This is a genomic window from Streptomyces sp. NPDC002853, assembly GCF_053591915.1.
The window spans coordinates 367,068-382,536 of sequence record NZ_JBSFUS010000007.1; the positions used below are offsets into that span (position 1 = coordinate 367,068).

General features: G+C 71.6%; 15 protein-coding genes. 11 read left to right on the forward strand and 4 right to left on the reverse strand.

The genetic code is table 11. The features are described 5' to 3' along the window. Positions 1-3 precede the first annotated feature (3 nt). From dxs to ACWD02_RS21220, 4 genes are all read left to right on the forward strand, one after another. Positions 4-1,911 (forward strand): 1-deoxy-D-xylulose-5-phosphate synthase, encoded by a 1,908-nt coding sequence (dxs, locus tag ACWD02_RS21205; protein ID WP_451212883.1) that lies wholly within the window; start codon positions 4-6, stop codon positions 1,909-1,911. Continuing rightward, complete coding sequence (locus ACWD02_RS21210; protein WP_451212886.1) at positions 1,908-3,293, forward strand: aspartate aminotransferase family protein; 1,386 nt, start codon at positions 1,908-1,910, stop codon at positions 3,291-3,293. Before dxs ends, ACWD02_RS21210 begins: the two co-directional genes overlap by 4 nt. 100 nt (positions 3,294-3,393) lie before the next feature. After that, positions 3,394-4,035, forward strand: coding sequence for a helix-turn-helix domain-containing protein (locus ACWD02_RS21215; RefSeq protein WP_451212889.1), 642 nt, complete (start codon positions 3,394-3,396; stop codon positions 4,033-4,035). Positions 4,036-4,091: 56 nt separating this feature from the next. Then, positions 4,092-4,208, forward strand: a complete 117-nt coding sequence (locus ACWD02_RS21220; RefSeq protein WP_451213366.1) for a DUF6126 family protein — start codon at positions 4,092-4,094, stop codon at positions 4,206-4,208. 21 nt (positions 4,209-4,229) lie between these two features. Here the strand turns inward: ACWD02_RS21220 and ACWD02_RS21225 are convergent, their stop codons facing one another. Further along, positions 4,230-5,051, reverse strand: a complete 822-nt coding sequence (locus ACWD02_RS21225) for a tyrosine-protein phosphatase (RefSeq protein ID WP_451212892.1) — start codon at positions 5,049-5,051, stop codon at positions 4,230-4,232. A gap of 250 nt (positions 5,052-5,301) precedes the next feature. Here ACWD02_RS21225 and ACWD02_RS21230 point away from each other — a divergent pair, with 250 nt between their 5' ends. Next, positions 5,302-6,120 (forward strand): SGNH/GDSL hydrolase family protein, encoded by an 819-nt coding sequence (locus ACWD02_RS21230; RefSeq protein ID WP_451212895.1) that lies wholly within the window; start codon positions 5,302-5,304, stop codon positions 6,118-6,120. Here ACWD02_RS21230 and ACWD02_RS21235 read toward each other — a convergent pair. After that, positions 6,104-6,742, reverse strand: coding sequence for a TetR/AcrR family transcriptional regulator (locus ACWD02_RS21235; protein WP_451212898.1), 639 nt, complete (start codon positions 6,740-6,742; stop codon positions 6,104-6,106). The two genes, ACWD02_RS21230 and ACWD02_RS21235, sit on opposite strands and share 17 nt — an antisense overlap. A gap of 24 nt (positions 6,743-6,766) precedes the next feature. Continuing rightward, positions 6,767-8,008, reverse strand: coding sequence for a Glu/Leu/Phe/Val dehydrogenase dimerization domain-containing protein (locus ACWD02_RS21240; RefSeq protein WP_451212901.1), 1,242 nt, complete (start codon positions 8,006-8,008; stop codon positions 6,767-6,769). Positions 8,009-8,151: 143 nt separating this feature from the next. Between ACWD02_RS21240 and ACWD02_RS21245 the strand changes: the two genes are divergently transcribed. Further along, entirely contained in the window at positions 8,152-9,411 is a 1,260-nt protein-coding gene (locus tag ACWD02_RS21245) for an MBL fold metallo-hydrolase (protein WP_451212904.1), read from the forward strand. A gap of 197 nt (positions 9,412-9,608) precedes the next feature. On the opposite strand, the gene ACWD02_RS21250 is transcribed toward ACWD02_RS21245, so the two are convergent. Further along, a complete protein-coding gene (locus tag ACWD02_RS21250; protein WP_451212907.1) occupies positions 9,609-11,162 on the reverse strand; it encodes an ATP-binding SpoIIE family protein phosphatase in 1,554 nt (517 codons plus the stop codon). Positions 11,163-11,666: 504 nt separating this feature from the next. Between ACWD02_RS21250 and ACWD02_RS21255 the strand changes: the two genes are divergently transcribed. The 5 genes from ACWD02_RS21255 (at position 11,667) to ACWD02_RS21275 (ending at position 15,467) form a co-directional block, all read left to right on the forward strand. Continuing rightward, the gene (locus ACWD02_RS21255) at positions 11,667-13,448 is read left to right on the forward strand and encodes an ATP-binding protein (RefSeq protein WP_451212909.1); all 1,782 of its coding nucleotides are present in this window, start codon (positions 11,667-11,669) and stop codon (positions 13,446-13,448) included. 67 nt (positions 13,449-13,515) lie between these two features. After that, positions 13,516-13,950, forward strand: a complete 435-nt coding sequence (locus tag ACWD02_RS21260; protein WP_363207543.1) for a roadblock/LC7 domain-containing protein — start codon at positions 13,516-13,518, stop codon at positions 13,948-13,950. Positions 13,951-13,952: 2 nt separating this feature from the next. Continuing rightward, entirely contained in the window at positions 13,953-14,324 is a 372-nt protein-coding gene (locus ACWD02_RS21265) for a DUF742 domain-containing protein (RefSeq protein WP_451212913.1), read from the forward strand. Next, positions 14,302-14,898 (forward strand): GTP-binding protein, encoded by a 597-nt coding sequence (locus ACWD02_RS21270; RefSeq protein ID WP_363207541.1) that lies wholly within the window; start codon positions 14,302-14,304, stop codon positions 14,896-14,898. The genes ACWD02_RS21265 and ACWD02_RS21270 overlap by 23 nt, the downstream gene beginning before the upstream one ends. Further along, entirely contained in the window at positions 14,895-15,467 is a 573-nt protein-coding gene (locus tag ACWD02_RS21275; RefSeq protein WP_451213369.1) for a GAF domain-containing protein, read from the forward strand. The genes ACWD02_RS21270 and ACWD02_RS21275 overlap by 4 nt, the downstream gene beginning before the upstream one ends. Positions 15,468-15,469 lie beyond the last annotated feature (2 nt).

Below are 15,469 nucleotides of genomic sequence, written 5' to 3' on the forward strand. Positions count from 1 at the left end.
AGCATGACCATTCTGGAATCCATCCGGGGGCCGCGTGACCTGAAGGCGCTGACCGAGGACGAGCTCGACGAACTGGCCGAGGAGGTACGGGAGTTCCTGGTGCACGCGGTCGCCAGGACCGGAGGCCACCTCGGCCCCAATCTGGGGGTGGTGGAACTCTCCATCGCCCTCCACCGGGTCTTCGAGTCGCCGATCGACCGCATCGTGTGGGACACCGGCCACCAGAGCTACGTGCACAAACTCCTGACCGGCCGGCAGGACTTCTCCAAGCTGCGCGGCAAGGGCGGCCTGTCCGGCTACCCCTCGCGCGCGGAGTCCGAGCACGACATCGTCGAGAACAGTCACGCCTCGACGGCGCTCGGCTGGGCCGACGGACTGGCCAAGGCGCGCCAGGTCCTGGGGGAGCGGGGCCACGTCGTCGCCGTCATAGGGGACGGCGCGCTCACCGGCGGCATGGCGTGGGAGGCGCTCAACAACATCGCGGCCGCGAAGGACCGGCCGTTGATCATCGTCGTCAACGACAACGAGCGTTCGTACGCCCCCACCATCGGCGGTCTCGCCAACCACCTCGCCACACTTCGTACGACGGACAGCTATGAACAGGTACTGGCCTGGGGCAAGGACATACTCCAGCGCACCCCCGTCGTCGGGCACACGCTGTACGAGTCGCTGCACGGCGCCAAGAAGGGGTTCAAGGACGCCTTCGCGCCGCAGGGCATGTTCGAGGACCTCGGCCTGAAGTACGTCGGGCCGATCGACGGGCACGACACCGGCGCCGTGGAGTCGGCACTGCGACGTGCGAAACGCTTCCACGGCCCCGTCATCGTCCACTGCCTCACCGAGAAGGGCCGCGGCTACGAACCCGCGCTCGCCGACGAGGCCGACCGCTTCCACACGGTCGGGGTGATGGACCCGCTGACCTGCGAGCCGCTCGCGCCCTCCAACGGCCCGTCCTGGACCTCGGTGTTCGGCGACGAGATCGTGCGCATCGGTGCCGAGCGGGAAGACGTGGTCGCGATCACCGCGGCCATGCTGGGCCCGGTCGGTCTGACGAAGTTCGCCCAGTCCTTCCCCGACCGGGTGTGGGACGTCGGGATCGCGGAACAGCACGCCACGGTGTCGGCCGCCGGACTCGCCACCGGGGGCCTGCACCCCGTCGTCGCCGTCTATGCCACCTTCCTCAACCGGGCCTTCGACCAGCTCCTGATGGATGTCGCGCTGCACGAGTGCGGCGTCACCTTCGTCCTGGACCGGGCCGGGGTCACGGGCGTCGACGGGGCCTCGCACAACGGCATGTGGGACATGTCGATCCTCCAGGTCGTGCCGGGGCTGCGGATCGCCGCGCCGCGCGACGCCGACCAACTGCGCGTACAGCTGCGGGAAGCGGTGGCCGTGGACGACGCGCCGACGTTGCTCCGCTTCCCCAAGGAGTCGGTGGGCCCCGCGATCCCCGCGGTGGACCGGATCGGCGGCATGGACGTCCTGGCCCACAGCGGCCCCAGCGACCAAAGCGGTCAAGACGCCGACGTGGACGTGCTGTTGGTGGCGGTCGGCGTGATGGCGCCCGTCTGCCTGCAGGCGGCGGAGCTGCTGCGGGAGCGGGGCCTCACCTGCACCGTGGTCGACCCGCGCTGGGTCAAGCCGGTCGACGCCGAGCTGCCCGCGCTGGCCGCACGGCACCGCGTGGTGGGGGTCGTGGAGGACAACAGCCGGGCGTCCGGGGTCGGCGCGGCGATCGCCCTCGCGCTGGGCGATGCCGAAGTCGACGTTCCCGTACGGCGGTTCGGCATCCCCGAGCAGTTCCTCGCGCACGCCAAACGGGCCGAGGTGCTCGCGGACCTCGGGCTCACCCCTGTCGAGATCGCGGGTCGGATCAGCGCCACACTGGCAGCCAAGGAGCACGGAGCATGACCAAGGAGTTCGACCTCGGCAGACTCCTCGCCGAGCGGGGCGCCGAGCGTTACGAACTGCATGCGCGGCATCTGAACCATCAGCTGCCGCGCATGCTGCACACCATCGGCTTCGACAAGGTCTACGAACGGGCCGAGGGCGCGTACTTCTGGGACGCGGAGGGCAACGACTACCTCGACATGCTCGCGGGCTTCGGGGTGATGGGCCTCGGCCGCCACCACCCCGTCGTGCGCAAGGCGCTGCACGACGTCCTGGACGCCTCGCTCGCCGACCTGACGCGCTTCGACTGCCAGCCGCTGCCCGGTCTGCTCGCCGAGAAGCTGCTCACCCACAGCCCGCACCTGGACCGTGTCTTCTTCGGCAACAGCGGCACGGAGGCCGTCGAGACCGCGCTGAAGTTCGCGCGGTACGCGACGGGCAGGCCGAGGGTGCTCTACTGCACGCACGCCTTCCACGGCCTGACCACCGGCTCGCTCTCGGTGAACGGCGAGTCGGGCTTCCGGGACGGGTTCGCGCCGCTGCTGCCCGACACCGCGGTGCCGCTCGGCGACCTGGACGCCCTGCGCGCGGAGCTGGCCAAGGGCGACGTGGCCGGGCTCATCGTGGAGCCCATCCAGGGCAAGGGCGTGCTCGAGACGCCGCCCGGCTATCTGGCGGCCGCCCAGGAGCTGCTGCGCAGGCACAAGGCGCTCCTCATCGCCGACGAGGTGCAGACGGGCCTCGGCAGGACCGGTGAGTTCTACGCCTACCAGCACGAGGAAGGCGTCGAGCCGGACCTGGTGTGCGTCGCGAAGGCGCTGTCCGGCGGCTATGTGCCGGTGGGCGCGACCCTCGGCAAGGACTGGATCTTCAAGAAGGTGTACTCGTCCATGGACCGGGTGCTCGTGCACTCGGCGAGCTTCGGGTCCAACGCGCAGGCCATGGCGGCCGGGCTCGCGGTCCTCGCGGTCATGGAGGACGAGAAGATCGTGGAGAACGCGCGCGTGACCGGCGAGCTCCTGAAGACGCGGCTCGGCGCGCTCGTCGACCGCTACGAGCTCCTGAGCGAGGTGCGCGGCCGGGGCCTGATGGTCGGCATCGAGTTCGGGCGGCCCAAGTCGCTGAAGCTGCGCGGGCGTTGGACCATGCTGCAGACGGCCCGCAAGGGGCTCTTCGCGCAGATGGTCGTCGTGCCGCTGCTGCAGAAGCACCGCATCCTCACCCAGGTCTCCGGCGACCATCTGGAGGTCATCAAGCTGATCCCGCCGCTGACCGTGGGGGAGCGGGAGGTCGACCGGTTCGTGGAGGCCTTCACCGCCGTGATGGACGAGGCGCACAGCGGGGGCGGGCTGATGTGGGACTTCGGCAGGACGCTGGTGAAGCAGGCGGTCGCGAACCGCTGAGGCGTCGGAGTCACCGCCGGGTGCCGGTGGCAGGCCCGGCGGCTTTTGCCTCTGGGGCAAGAAAGTTGCCTCGGGGGCAAGAGCCTGGCTCAATCGGGGTATGAGCAATGCCGAGCCAGAACCGCTCGACCCGGAGGCCGCCGAGGCTCTGCCCGCCGTCGCCCCGCAGCTGCGTGAGCTGCGGCGCCGTGCCGCGCTGACGCTGGAGGCCGCGGCCCGCAGCGCCGGGCTCTCGCCCGCCCACCTCTCCCGCCTGGAGACGGGGCGGCGCCAGCCGTCGCTGCCGATGCTGCTCGCACTCGCCCGCACCTACGGTACGACGGTCTCGGAACTCCTCGGCGAGAAGCCCGCCGACCGGGACGCGATCGTCCGCGCCTCGGACATGGAACCGACGCGGGCCGGCGGCTGGACCTACTGGCAGGCGGGCGCGCAGGCCCGGGGCATGCAGGCGCTGCGGGTGCACGTCCCGCATGGGGCACAGGGCGACATCGTGCGCGTCCACCCCGGCGAGGAGTGGCTCTACGTCCTCCAGGGGCGCCTTCGGCTGCGGCTCGGCGACACCACGTACACGCTCGAACCGGGGGACAGCGCGCACTTCGACTCGCTGACCCCGCACCGGATCGCTGCCGCGGACCACCTCGGCACCGACCTTCTCTTCGTCCACACCCTGCTGCAGAGTCCCGCCACCGCGCTGTGCCTCGGCGGGACCCCGCACAGCTCCACCCTGGGAGACACGCGATGACGGAACCCGAAGCGCGGCAGCCCGAGCCGGCCGTCCCCGCAAAGAAGGCCATGTCCATGGAGGAGAAGCTCCCCCGCGGGCTCTGGATCCGGCTGATCATCTACGTCGCGGTGGGCCACGTGTTCGCGGCCTTCATCTACCTGCTGTTCACGCTGGGCGCGCAGAACCAGTGACGGTGCGGCCCGGGGAGGGCGTCAGTCCAGGAGGTGCTCGCGCAGCCGCTCGCGGGTCTCGGGGGTCAGGTTGAGGCCCTCGGCGAGGTAGGTCTCCGTGTCGCCCCAGGTCTGCTCGATCGTCTCGAAGGCCGCGGCCAGGTATTCGGCGCGGGCCTCGAAGAGCGGGCTGAGCAGCTGCATGACCTCGGGGGACATCGCGTTGGGGGAGCTGTCGCTGCGGCGCACCTTGTAGCGGCGGTGGGTGGCGTTCGACTCCAGGTAGTCCGCCTCGATGGCGTCGCGCTCGACGCCGACGGCGAGCAGCGTGACGGCTATGGAGAGGCCCGCGCGGTCCTTGCCCGCCGCGCAGTGCATCAGGGCGGGCACGCTGTCCGCGGCCATCTCGTGCAGCACCCGGCTGTGCTCGGCGGTGCGGTCCCTGATGATCTCGCGGTACGTGTCGGAGAGGCGCCCCGCGGCCTGCCCCTCGGAGAGCGCCGCGCGCAACTGGTCCAGGTCTCCGTCGCGGACCATCGTCCAGAACTCGGCGCCGTGGGCCGGGTCGGTCAGCGGCAGGTTCACGTTGCGTACGCCGGGCAGCTCGACGTCCGGACCCTCCAGCCGCTGGTCGGCCGCGTTGCGGAAGTCGTAGATCGTGTGCAGGCCCAGGGTGGAGAGGAACGCGGCGTCGGACGCGGTGGCGTGCGCGAGGTGACCGCTGCGGAAGAGCCGGCCGTGGCGCACGCGGCGGCCGTCCACGGTCGGAAGTCCGCCCACGTCACGGAAGTTGCGGACTCCGGCCAGCTCGGGCTCCGCCTGCTCGGTCGTCGTCAGCTCTGTCGGCGGGACCTGCTGCGTCACGGGGGCTCCTCCGGTCCGGGCGCCGGCGTACTCGCCGGTCGGGGTGGGACTTCGACCATACGACATGGGTACCTGAGGCAATCACTGCTGGTGCATGAGCGTTGCCTCACAGGTGAACCCCCTCGCGGCGGCGACGCGTTGGCCGTCTATTCCTGGCTTGGACGAAACTTGACCGGTGGCTTATCTCACCCCCCGTCAACCCCTCCCTACGGTGGCGTAGGTCACTTGGTGAGGTGAAAGATGTGACGACGTGAGAGCAGAGTCGACAACCTTCATCCCTGACACATTCACCTCCTACGCAGCGGTCGGCGACAGCTTCACCGAAGGCGTGGGGGACCCCGGCCCCGACGGTGCGTTCGTCGGCTGGGCCGACCGCCTTGCGGTGCTCCTCGACGACCTGCAGCCGGAACACACCTTCCGGTACGCGAACCTCGCCGTGCGCGGCAAGCTGCTCGACCAGGTCGTCGCGGACCAGGTGCCCCTGGCCAAGAAGATGGGCCCCGACTTCCTGTCGTTCTGCGCGGGCGGCAACGACATCATCCGTCCCGGCACCGACCCGGACGAGGTCGCCGAGCGGTTCGAGCGGGCCGTCGTCGACCTCACGTCGGCGGTCGGCACGGTCATGGTGACCACGGGCTTCGACACCCGGGGAATTCCGGTCCTCAAGCACCTGCGCGGCAAGATCGCCACGTACAACGGTCATGTCCGCGCGATCGCCGACCGCTACGGCTGCCCGGTCCTCGACCTGTGGTCCCTCAAGACCATCCAGGACCGCCGTGCCTGGGACGGCGACCGCCTGCACCTCTCCGCCGAGGGCCACACCCGGGTGGCGCTGCGCGCGGCCCAGGTCCTGGGCCTCGAGGTCCCCGCGGACCCGGATCAGCCGTGGCCCCCGGAGCCGCCGCGCGGCACGCTGGAGGTGCGGCGCGACAACATCAACTGGGCGCGCGAGTACCTCGTTCCGTGGTTCGGGCGGAGGCTCCGGGGGGAGTCGTCGGGGGACCACGTGGAGGCGAAGGGGAGCGTGGACCCCTACACCGTCAGGATGCACATCAAGTCGGCGTCCTGAAGGGGGCGTCAGCGGAGGGCGACGCGACCAGGGCCGGGCCCAGTTCTCGGTCCAGGGCCTCGTCCACCCACGCCAGCATGCGGGCGCGGGGCAGCGCGCCCTCGTAGGCCGTCAGCTGCACCGCGAGGCCGTCGAGCAGGGCCGTGAGGCGCAGGGCCGTGGACCGTGGGTCCGCGCAGGTGAACTCGCCCGCGGTGACGCCCTCCCCGATGACCTCCGCGAGGGCGGCCTTCCACTGCTGGTCCAGGTCGCGCGTGACCGTGCGCAGGGCGGGTTCGCGCAGTGCGGCGGACCAGCCCTCGATCCAGAGGCGCCAGCCCTTGGCCCGGCCGGTGGGGGCGTACCACCGGACGGCGGCGCGCAGGCGGCGCAGGGCCGTGGTGCGGCGGCCCAGGAGGGCGCGCAGATGCGCCAGATCGCTCTCCGCGGCGTGCGCGAAGGCCGCTGCCACCAGCTTCTCCTTCGTGGAGAAGTGGTACAGGACCAGCGCGTTGCTCACTCCGAGCGCCGCGGCCACGTCCGCGATGCGTACGGCCGCCACACCGCGCACCTCGATCTGTTCGACGGTGGCGGCAAGCAGCTCCGCCCGCCGTTCCGCCACGCTCAACCGCACTCTCGCCACGCCGGGCAGCCTACCCACCTCCCGCTACGCGTTCGCGTACCAGCCGAAGCGCTCCCCGATCACCGGCAACCGGTCGGCGACCAGCGCGTGGGCGGCCGCGCGCGGCGTCGTGCCGTACGCCTCGGCGCGCCGCAGCATCAGTTCGACCAGGGCCCGCATCGAACGGCGCGTGTACGCGAAGGCCTCGTCCGCGTCGGGGCCGATGTCGCCGAACAGCGTCCACCACCACCAGGCGTTGGTGCCGGAGTTGACGACGACATCCGGCAGGACGGTGATGCCCCGCTGCGCGAGGAGGTGCTCCGCCTGTGGCAGCACCGGCATGTTGGCCGCCTCGGCTATCCAACGGGCCGTGATCCGCGCCTGGTTGGTCGGGTCGATGGTGTACGACACCGCCGCGGGGACCAGGATCTCCGCCTGCGTGGACAGCCAGGCCTCGCCCGGGAGTTCGCGGTCCTCGGGCCGCAGGGCGGAGCGGTCCACCGTGCCGTGCGCGTCCCGGGCGGCGAGCAGTGCCTCCACGTCGAGCCCCGCCGGGTTGGCGATCGTGCCCTTGATGTCGGCGACGGCCACGATCGTCAGACCCGCGCGCGTGAGGAACCGTGCGGTCGCGCCACCCATGGTGCCCAGGCCCTGTACGGACACGCGCGCGCCCGCGTGCGCGTGTCCCGCGCGGTCGAGGGCCGCTAGGACCGCTTCGGCGACGCCGTGGCCGCCGACCAGCTCGGCGAGCCCGATCCCGTCGACCTGAACGGCGAACGCGTCCGCCAGGCGCTTCCGGGCCGCCGCCTCGTCGTCCAGGAGCGGGTGGACGGCCTGGACGGTGGAGAGCAGCCCTGCTTCCTTCGCCGCCTTGTCGACCAGCTCCTGGGTGAGCCCCAGGTCCTCGCCCGTCGTCCAGGAGCTCTCGACGTACGGACGCATCGCCCGCAGATAGCGGACCAGGACGTCGTATGCCTCCGGGGCGCGCGGATCGCAGTCGATGCCGCCCTTGGCGCCGCCGAGCGGGATGTAGCGGGCGCTGGGGTCGTAGTGCAGGGCTTCCTTCATCGTCATCCCGCGGGCCAGGCCCGCGACCTCGTCGAGGGTGCAGCCGGGGCGCATCCGCAGGCCTCCGCTGCAGACACCGCGTACGAGACGGTCGATGACCAGGAAACCCCGGTGGCCGGTGATGTGGTCGGTCCAGGTGAGGGAGAGGAGGGGCGTGAGCGGCGCAGAGGTGTCGGCAGGGACGGCGGGGACGGCGGGCGGCGCCGGAACTGGGGGCATGGAGCGTCCTCCTGCTGAACGAGGGATCAGTAGGAGTACATCACGCGCCTGTGCGCGCGTGGCCGGTGCGGGCCCCTCCGGGCAGCCGCTGTCGGAGGCGGTGCACATAATGGAGATCTGACCTATCCCTTCCAGGAGGTGCTGTGTCCCGTTCGCTGAGCTCTGGGCTCCGCTCGCTCAGGACCGCCGCCTTCGGCGCGGATCCGGCCGGTGAGCGGCTCGCGAGGATCCACAGATCGCCGAACTTCGCCGATGGGTCCTTCCAGAACCCCGAGGGGGCGCGGACCCGGCCCACCGGTTCGACGCTCGAGTTCGCGAAGATCTACTTCCGCAAGGAGGAGCGGATCCGGCGCGGGCCCATGGGCACCGTCCCCGTGCATCCCACCACCCTCGCCGATCTCGCCGTCCCCCCGGCCGGCGGATTGCGCATCACCTGGATGGGGCACTCCAGTGTGCTCGCCGAGATCGACGGGCAGCGGGTGCTCTTCGACCCGGTCTGGGGAGAGCGGTGCTCACCCTTCTCCTGGGTCGGACCCAAGCGCCTGCACCCCGTGCCGGTGCCGCTCGCGGCGCTCGGCCCGGTGGACGTCGTGGTGATCTCGCACGACCACTACGACCACCTGGACATGCCCACCATCCGGGCCCTGGCCGGCACGGACACCGTCTTCGCGGTGCCGCTGGGCGTCGGCGCCCACCTGGAGCACTGGGGCGTCCCCGCCGACCGGCTGCGCGAGCTCGACTGGAACGAGGCCACGAAGGTGGGCGGCCTGACCCTCACGGCGACGCCCGCGCGCCACTTCTGCGGCCGCGGCGTGCGCAACCCGCAGCACACGCTCTGGGCGTCCTGGGCCGTCGCGGGACCCGAGCACAGCGTTTACCACAGCGGCGACACCGGCTATTTCGGCGGGTTCCGTGAGATCGGCACGGAGCACGGACCGTTCGACGTCACGATGATCCAGATCGGGGCTTACAGCGAGTTCTGGCCCGACATCCACATGACGCCCGAGGAGGGGGTGCGCGCCCACCTGGACCTCCAGGGCGGGCGCCCCGACGGCGTGATGCTGCCGATCCACTGGGGCACGTTCAACCTCGCGCCGCACCCGTGGTCCGCGCCGGGCGAGGGCACGCTCGCCGAGGCGGCCCGCGTCGGGGCGAGGATCGCGCTGCCCGTGCCGGGCGAGCCGTTCGAGCCCGGGGCGGACGCGACGCCGTCGCAGCCGTGGTGGCGCGGCGTCGCGATCGAGCCGGAGGGCGGATGGACCCGCCCGGAGGGCGTCACCGCGAGCACCGGGTCAGCGGCAGGGTCCGCCGAGCGCGTGCAGACCACCGAGGCCACCGAGGCCACCGATCGTCCCGAGCGCACGGAAGGCACCGGGGAGCCCGAGGCGGCACGCGTCGGCTGACGGATACGGCACGTCGGTGGGCGCCGCGGGCCTCGCGGCACCTACCGGGAGGCGGGGCGGTCGCGTACGGCGCGCCGCCCCGCAGTGGTGCCTGTCCCGCAGTGGTGCCTGTCCCGCAGTGGTGCCTGTCCCGCAGCCGTGCCCGCCTCGCAGGCCGCCTCAGCTACGCAGGCCGCGCGTCGGCCCCGCAAGCCGCCTCAGCCGGACGCGGACGCGAGGGTCGCTTGTGGGGACCCCTTGTCGGCCGGTGCGACGAGCATGGTGAACCAGACGGTCTTACCGGTGGTGGTGGGCCGGGTGCCCCAGGCATCGGCGAGGGCCTCGACCAGGAGCAGCCCGCGGCCGTCCTCCTCGGTGCTCTCCGCGAGCCGGGCCCGGGGCCGGGGCGTGGTGTGGTCGGTGATCTCCACGCCCAGCTCGCGGACGCTGTGCCACACCCGCAGATTGAAGGGCCCGCGCGCGTGGCGGAACGCGTTGGTCAGGAGTTCGGAGGCCAGCAGGAGAGCCGTGTCGGTCTGTGCCGTCAGGCCCCATTCGGCCAGCTTCGCGCGCAGGAACCGCCGCCCGGCCGGGATCGAGACCGCCTCGCACGCAAGACCCGTCTCCGCGGTGTCCAGGGGCGCCGTGGGAAAGCTGACGAGCAGCAGGGTCACGTCGTCGGCGTACGCCTCGGTGTCCGGCAGCAGTGCGTGCAGGACACGGTCGGCGGCGCTCTCCAGGCCACCGGCCGTGGCGAAGACGTCCTCCAGCATGCTGGCCACCATCTTCAGGCGGAGGTCGATGTCGCTGCTCGCAGTCTCCACCAGTCCGTCGGTGAACAGGGTGAGCGTCGTGCCGGCCCGCAGCGGCAGACGGATCTGCTGGTGCGGCACCCCGCCCACCCCGAGGGGGATTCCGGTCGGCACCGGCAGTTCGCGCACGGTGGCGTCCGGCTCGATGAGGAGCACCGGCAGATGGCCGGCCGAACAGACGGTCATCTCACCCTGGGCAGGGTCGGCCTCCAGATAGACGCAGGTGACGAACGGCTCGGGCAGATCTCGCGTGAACGCGTCCAGCGTCTGCATCAGTTCGCACGGCGGGAGCCCCGCCAGAGCCAGGGCGCGGGCCGCGGAGCGCAACTGCCCCATGACGACGGCCGCGTCCAGGCCGCGTCCCATCACGTCGCCGACGAAGACACCGACCCGGCCGGCGCCCAGGTCGATCAGGTCGAACCAGTCCCCGCCGACCCCCTGCCCCTGCGTCGAGGGCAGATAGCGGCTGGCCGCCAGCGCGCCGGGAATCTGTTTGGCGTTGCCCATGAGGTTGAGGGCCAGCGCGACCTGGCGCTGCTGCGCGTGCAACTTGGTGAGTTCCGCGTCGGCTCTCTTGCGGGCGGTGATGTCACGCATGAGGGAGCAGGCGGCCGTGATGGTCCCGTCGTGGGCGCGGATCGGCCACAGGGTCACGTCGATGTCCAGGTCACGGCCGCCGCTGGCCGTCCGGCGGGTCTCGTAGTGCTCGATCCGCACGCCCCGGGCGATCTGCGCGAGCAGACCGGCTTCCTCGTCCTTGAGGTCGGGGGGCACGATCATGCCGACATGGCTGCCGACGGCCTCTTCGGGTGGGTATCCGTACAGCCGTTGCGCTGCCGCGTTCCAGAAGATGATCTGCCCGTCCAGGGTCTTCATGAGGATCGCGTCCTGTGAGGATTCGACCAGTTCCCGGAAGAACCCCGGCTGGCTCCCGGTGTCCCGCAGCCTTTCCACCGACATCGCTGATGCCTCGCTTCACCTGACGCGTCCGCCCCCGGGCGGAGAGAGTCACCTCTCCCGCACCTGTGCAGGTCCACGTCGCCCATCACTCTCGTGCTGACGGATATTGCAGTACGCCATGGGCGGCTCTCAGGGTTCTGCCGGTATTTCACCGATACGGATGCGCAGTTGTCCTTTCTCTGCGAAGTCCGGGCGGGTCAGGTGTCACATTAAGACGTTCGTGAAGCGTCGGACTCCCGCCGGATCGCTGCCGTCGGTCGCCGGGCACCCTTCCCGGCGGTTAATTCGGACGGCCGTGCGACGTGTCATACCAGAGCGGGACGCTGGGTGCCGGACTTTGTCAACTGCCCCCCGCACATGAACTGTTGATGACTACCGTGAGTGTTCGCCGGTCAACGCAGGGATCATGGCAGCGCTCCTGCCTGTGCCCGCCCGACCGGTACGGCGATGCCGCGAATCCACACCTCGCGCCCGCCGGAGCCCGCTCCCCGACCGAGGACGCTGATGTCTCACCTCCGTGCACCGGCCGCCCGCGCAGACCGCCGAGAGGGCGGTCGGCACGGCAGGCCCGGGAGCCGACCCGGCACGGCGCTGCCCGAGGCCCGGATACGGCCCCAGCTCCTGCGCATCGCCGTGCTGCCCGCCGTCGCGGTGGTGCTCTGCGCCGCTGCCGCCGTGCTGTTCATCGTCCGCTCGGCCCCCGGCCCGCTCGAACCCGCGCTGCTCGTCATCCTCGCCGCCGCCGGTGCCATCAGCCTGGCCAGCGTCGTGATCGCCGCCGTCGCGGCCGACCGCACCGCCACCGCCGTACGCGACCGCGTCGGCACCCTGCGCCGCACCACCGCGCGCGGACAGGCCGAGCTGCGTGAGGTCGTCGAGAAACTGCGCCGCGGCGACGGCCCGCCCCCGCGCAAGGCACCCGTCGGGCCCGCCCCGGACAGCGACGAATTCGGGCTGCTCGCAGCCGAGCTGTCCCGGGCCCAGGACGTCGCCGTCACCGCCGTCGTGCAGGCCTCCCAGCTCTCCAGCCACGCGGGCAGCGAACAGAAGGTCGAGGTCTTCGTCAACATGGCCCGGCGGCTGCAGTCCCTCGTGCACCGCGAGATCTCGATCCTCGACGAACTGGAGAACGAGGTCGAGGACCCGGAGCTGCTCAAGGGCCTCTTCCACGTCGACCACCTGGCCACCCGCATCCGCCGGCACGCCGAGAACCTCGCCGTGCTCGGCGGCGCCATCTCGCGCCGCCAGTGGAGCAACCCGGTCTCCATGACGGAGGTGCTCCGCTCGGCCATCGCGGAGGTCGAGCAGTACTCGCGGGTCAAGCTGGTGCCGCCGATCGCGGGCACCCTGCGCGGCCACGCCGTCGCCGACGTCATCCACCTCCTGGCCGAACTCGTCGAGAACGCCACCGTGTTCTCCGCCCCGCACACCCAGGTCCTGCTGCGCGCCAACCTGGTGACCGCCGGGCTCGCCGTCGAGGTCGAGGACCGCGGCCTCGGCATGCCGCTGACCGAGCAGAACAAGATGAACCACCTGCTCGCCGACCCGGACCAGGTCAACGTCGCGAGCCTCCTCCAGGACGGGCGGATCGGCCTCTACGTCGTCTCCGCGCTCGCCCGGCGCCACGGCATCGCGGTCCGCCTCCAGACCAACATCTACGGAGGCGTGCAGGCCGTACTGATCCTGCCGCAGGGCCTCCTCGGCACCGAGCCCCAGGCCGAGCCCATCGCCGCCGGACGCCCGCAACAGGCCCCGGAAGCCGCACCCCCGGCCACCCCCGGCGCCGTACGGGAACCCGTGCAGGCGCCCGCAGCCGTCCCCCGGCCGGAGCCGGTGGCCGTGCCTCAGCAGCCGCAGCGGGACGTGCCGCAGAGCCCGCCGCCCACCGCTCCCGGCACGCACGGCTCCGGGCCCGCCCCGCTGCCCGTGCGGGGCAGGGAGGGCAGGCCGACGCCGGCCGACGCCGTGCCGGGGATCCGGCCCGAGGACCGGCAGGCCGCCGCCGAGAACACCGGGACACTGCCGACCCCGCTCAACGGCGCCGCCGTACGCGGCCGGGTGGGGAAGCCCCAACTGCCCAAGCGGCGCGCCCAGGAACACATCGCGCCCCAACTGCGGGACGCGCCCACGCCCCGCCCGGAGAGCGAACACCACATCGGCCACGACCCGGGCCTGATGGCCGCCTTCCAGCGCGGCATCGGACTCGCCGCCGCACAGGAGATGCGCGACCCGGCGCCCGGACCCGACCTCAACGCCCCCCGCGAAGGGGGCGACCAGGGTGGCTGAACCCCACCACCCCACCAGCACCATGTCTGCCCCGGCAGACCTTCGTACCCCAAGGAGTCGATCCACCATGGCGAGCGATGCGCCGACCGGGCAGGTATCCGACCTCGACTGGCTGATGAGCGGGCTCGTGCAGCGCGTGCCGCACACCCACAGCGCGGTCCTGCTCTCCTCCGACGGACTCGTGAAGTCGGTCCACGGCCTGGACCCGGACAGTGCCGACCACATGGCGGCCCTCGCCTCCGGGCTCTACTCACTGGGGCGCAGCGCGGGCATCCGCTTCGGGGACGGCGGCGACGTGCGCCAGGTCGTCGTGGAACTCGACTCCACCCTCCTGTTCGTCTCCACGGCGGGCTCCGGCACCTGCCTCGCGGTGCTCGCGGGGCGCGACGCGGACGCGGCGGTCCTCGGCTACGAAATGGCGATGCTGGTCAAGAGCGTGCGCCCCTACCTCCTCACCGCGCCCCGGCAACCCGTCGGCGAACCCGCCCCGATGAGGCATTGAGCGTGGCGGCCCCGCACGACGGGCCCTGGCTCGACGAATCCGCCGGACGGCTCGTCCGGCCCTACACGGTCAGCGGCGGACGGACCCGGCCGACCGCCCAACTGGACCTCCTGACCCAGGTGCTGGCCACCGGAGGCCTGGTCACCGGCTACCTGGGGCCCGAACACGCCCAGGCGCTCGGGCTCTGCACGGCACCCACATCGGTCGCGGAGATCGCGGCGCAGCTGAAGCTGCCCGCGGTCGTCACCAAGGTGCTGCTCTCCGATCTCGTCGACTGCGGGGCGCTCACCCTGAGAGCCCCGGACTTCTACCACAACCCCACTGACCGGTCCCTGTTGGAGGCAGTGCTCGATGGACTACGACGACAGCTCTGACCCCTTCCCCACCGCACTGAAGATCCTGGTCGCGGGAGGTTTCGGGGTCGGCAAGACGACCTTCACGGGCGCGGTGAGCGAGATCGCGCCGCTCAGCACGGAGGAGCTCCTCACCACGGTCAGTGAAGGCACCGACGATCTGTCGGGCGTCGAGAACAAGACCACGACGACCGTGGCCATGGACTTCGGGCGCATCACCCTCGACCCGGAGCATGTGCTCTACCTCTTCGGGACGCCCGGCCAGGAACGCTTCTGGTTCATGTGGGACGAACTCTCCGAAGGCGCGCTCGGCGCGGTGGTCCTCGCCGACACCCGCCGCCTGGAGGACTGCTTCGCGGCGGTGGACTTCTTCGAGCAGCGCGGCATGGGGTTCATCGTCGCGATCAACGAATTCGACGGCGCCCACCGCTATGAGCCCGAGGAGGTCCGCTCCGCCATCGACCTGGATCCGCAGGTGCCCGTCGTGCGGTGCGACGCGCGGATCTCGAGCTCGGGCATCGCGACCCTCCTCACCCTCGTCAAACACCTCCTCGCCCACGCCCCGGCCGCCCCGAGCTACGGAGCCCACACCTGATGTACGACTCGACCGCACCCCTGCTGCTCACTCCCGTCGACAAGGAGGCGCCGAGCCGGGTGCGGCGGCTGCGCAGACTCGGCATAGGCATGCGCCCGGAGCTCGCCTTCGACGCGTTCGCCGGCCGGCTCGCCGAGATCACGGGCGCGCCCTACTCCATGGTCAACTTCATCGACGAGAACCGGCAGTTCTTCGCGGGCCTGCACACCCCCGACGACACGGGGGACGGCTGCGAGCTGACCTCCACGGCGGCCTCGGAGAACACGGCGTTCCGCTACATGGCGCGCGATCACGGGTACTGCCCGCATGTGATCGTGCGGCGCAAGGCCCTCGTCCTGGAGGACGTCTGCGACTATCCGCGGTTCGCGGGCAACCCGGTGGTCGACGAGATCGGCATCCGCTCCTATCTGGGCGCCCCGCTCATCGACCGCACGGGCATCGCGCTCGGCACCATCTGCGTCGTGGACGTCGAGCCCCGCCCCTGGGGGAGGGCGGGTTTGGAGACGATCAAGGCCATGGCGGCCGAGCTGATCGAGCAGATCCACCGCCGGGAGGACGGCGGGATCTGACG